The 3,012-nt window shown below is 68.4% G+C and carries 1 protein-coding gene; it reads left to right on the top strand.

Annotation, left to right across the window (positions count from 1 at the left end; all coding sequences use genetic code 11):
* Positions 1–1,873 (top strand): caspase, EACC1-associated type (locus VFG33_RS40525; RefSeq protein ID WP_325058362.1); only part of this gene is annotated, 1,873 nt, incomplete at its 5' end.
* Between the last annotated feature and the right edge of the window lie 1,139 nt (positions 1,874–3,012).

Here is a 3,012-nt window from a genome sequence, read left to right as displayed (position 1 = left end):
CTACCGGGACCCGGGGCTCCGAGCACTCCGTAGTCCCGGACAGGACGCGGCCGCGCTGACCGAGGTGCTCGGGGATCCCGCGATCGGGCAGTTCGACGTCACCGTGGTCCGCAATGCCGAGGTCCAGGAGTTGCGGGAGCAGCTCGACTCCTTCTTCTCCGGAGCCGGCCGGACCGACGAACTGCTGGTGCACTTCTCCTGCCACGGTCTCAAGGACGACGCCAACGACCTCTACCTGGCCGCGACCGACACCCGCGCCTCGATGCTGGCATCCACCGGTCTGCCGGCAGATTTCGTCGCCCGGCGGATGCGGGCCAGCCGGGCTCGCAGCATCGCGTTGTTCCTGGACTGTTGTTACGGCGGCGCGTTCGAGCGGGGAATGCTGGCGCGCGCCGGGTCCGACGTACCGGTGCTGGACTCGTTCGGGCAGAACGAGCTGGCCGAAGGGGCCGGGCGGGTGGTGATCACCGCGTCGAGCGCGGTCGAGTACGCCTTCGAGAGCGGCGACCTGACAGACGCTGGCCAGGTCGAACCGTCCGTGTTCACCTCCGCGATCGTGCAGGGCATCTCGACCGGCGACGCCGACAGCGACGGCACCGGCCTGATCAGCGTCCACGAGCTCTTCGCGTACGCCGAACGCCACGTCCGCCGGGTGAGTCCGCAGCAAACCCCCCACATGTGGTCCTTCGGGACGCGTGGCGACATCGTGGTTGCGCGATCGCCGCTCCGGCGGGTGGTCCCGTCGACGTTGCCGGTCGCGGTCCAGACAGCACTCGCGGGCGACCGCATCAGCCGCCTCGGCGCGGTCCACGTGCTGTCCGAACTCCTCGACGAGGCGGATCCCCCGACGGCGCTCGCCGCAGTACAGGCGTTGCAGTATCTCGTCGACGACGACAGCCGCTCGCTGTCGGAGGCGGCTACGACGACCCTGCGTCGGGTCCGCCTGACAGCAACGCCGGCAGTAGTCGAGGTTGCAGCCGGTACGCCGACGTCGATGGAGATCGTCCTCGGTGGATCAGTACTGGCTATCGCAGCCCGGGTGGAGACGAGCCCCGACTGGATCAAGATCCGCCAGATCGGCGACCGCCTGACCCTAACCATCGACACCCCCACTGCAGCCGACAGCTACATCGAGGTAGCCGGCCCCACCGGCACCACAGACATCCACGTCACCGCCACCGCCCCCGCGGCACCTGCACCGACGCCAGCCCAAAAGCCCCCAAAACAAGGGACTCCACAGCCGGAGTCATCGCCGTCGGCGAAAGCCAGCTTTGCGCCGGCAGGTTCGCCCCCGCAGGCTCGACCGCGCCCTGAGTCCTCGCAGCAGCCTCCATCCGCATCAGCGCAGCAGCTGCCACCTGCGTCAGCGCAGGGCCCCCGGCCGGTGAAGCAGCCCGCTCTCTGGTCAAAGGCGCCTCGGCAGAAGGTCTCACCGAATCCCGCGGCCGGGAAGCAAGCTCAGCCCGCGACAGCGGAGTACAAGCCTGCCTCGCCCATCAAACCGACATCGAAGAACAGCGCTTCGTTCGTACTCTGGATCAGCGCGGCAGTCGTGCAGATCCTCGCCCCGTTCCTCCTCGGCGGCGGCGGGTACCTGGCTGTCCTCCTGGTGCTAGGCACGTGTGCCCTGCTGGTTGCATCGGGCGTGCTGAGCCGGCGGCAGAATCCCAAGGACCTGGTGACCGGCATCGCCGGGACCGCCCTCACGCTGTTCTTCGCGATCGGCGTCTTCAGTGCATCCGTCTCTTCAACCGACGGACCCGAGGCAGGTGCCTACGCCTTCGTGATCTCCGCCATCCTCGCCGTCATCGCGCTGATCCAGACAATCCGCAGACACCTCCGGAAGCGGTCCGCACCGACGGCGACCCAATAGTTGCTCATAGCAACCACTCTGGGCCAGCCGCGTGGCCAAGGCGGTTCTATCGAGTGCATTGGTGATGTGGTTGCGCGGGCGCATTGGGGCTGTGGTTGCGCCGGTGCATTGGCAGTGTGGTTGCGCGGTCTCCGCTGCGTGATGGTGCTAGCCGAGGTGGTGGGTATCAAGGGCGCTTCGCGGCCCTTCGGGCTCGAACAAGTTCGACCCTTGACACCCACCACCTCGGCCAGGGAAGGACGCAGCTACGCGGATCCCGCGCAGAGGTATGAGCTGCATCCAGGGGATCCCGTCCGCCCGGGTGGTTCGTGCGGGATGTTCGGCGATTGCGGTGGTTCCGTCGGCCCGGGTGGTGCCGCGTTTGCGGGGTGGCCCCATCCGGACCTACAGAAGTCGCGAAACCCTGTCCAGTAACCGGTTTCCCGGGTGGGGTCGGCGGGTTCTGTAGGTCCGGGTGGTGGCCGTGCTGGAGATGGTGGCGTGGTTCGGTCGGCTGCCGGTTTGTGGGGCCGATACCGGTCTACTGGGCGCTATCGGTCGAACAACCCGGTATCGGCGGTGGGCGCGCCCGGTCGGATGCCGGGTCGTTGGACCGATGCCGGTCTGTAGGGCGGTATCGGTCGAGCAGGCGGCTATCGGCCGGGCGGTTCACTGGCTGGTCCGCCTGGTGGTGTGCGCGTTCCGCTAGGTGGTTCAGCAGCGGGTGCCCCGGACGCCCAGCACTCAGTAACCTCCCGGCCAGGCACCGGAACCTCCCAGCCAGGCGCCAGCACAGGCGTGGAGCCGCTCCGGCGGGGGCACTGGCGGGAGGTTGCTGAGTGGTGGAGGTCCGGGCCTTCGTCCTGCCGGCCGGATCGGCCCCGGGCCGCTCTGCGGAAAGCCGTCTGTCGGCTCCGCGAACCACCCGGGCGGCGGCCCCACCGAATCCCCGACCCGGCCACCTCACGGAGTCACCCGGGCGGCACCCCTCGGCGAAAATCCCTGAATTGTGGCCGTAGTTCTCAGCGGCTCCGGGCGTAGCTGCGTCCTTCCCTGGTCGTGGTGAGGTGTGTCAAGGGTCGAACTCGTTCGAGCCCGAAGGGCCGCGAAGCGCCCTTGACTCACCTCACCACGACTAGCAAACTCACGCAGCCCGGCGA

The organism is Kribbella sp. (assembly GCF_035687465.1).
In the GTDB taxonomy this organism is placed as follows: domain Bacteria; phylum Actinomycetota; class Actinomycetes; order Propionibacteriales; family Kribbellaceae; genus Kribbella.
Note: the sequence above shows the minus strand (reverse complement) of the source record. Positions and strands in the feature narration are given on the sequence as shown.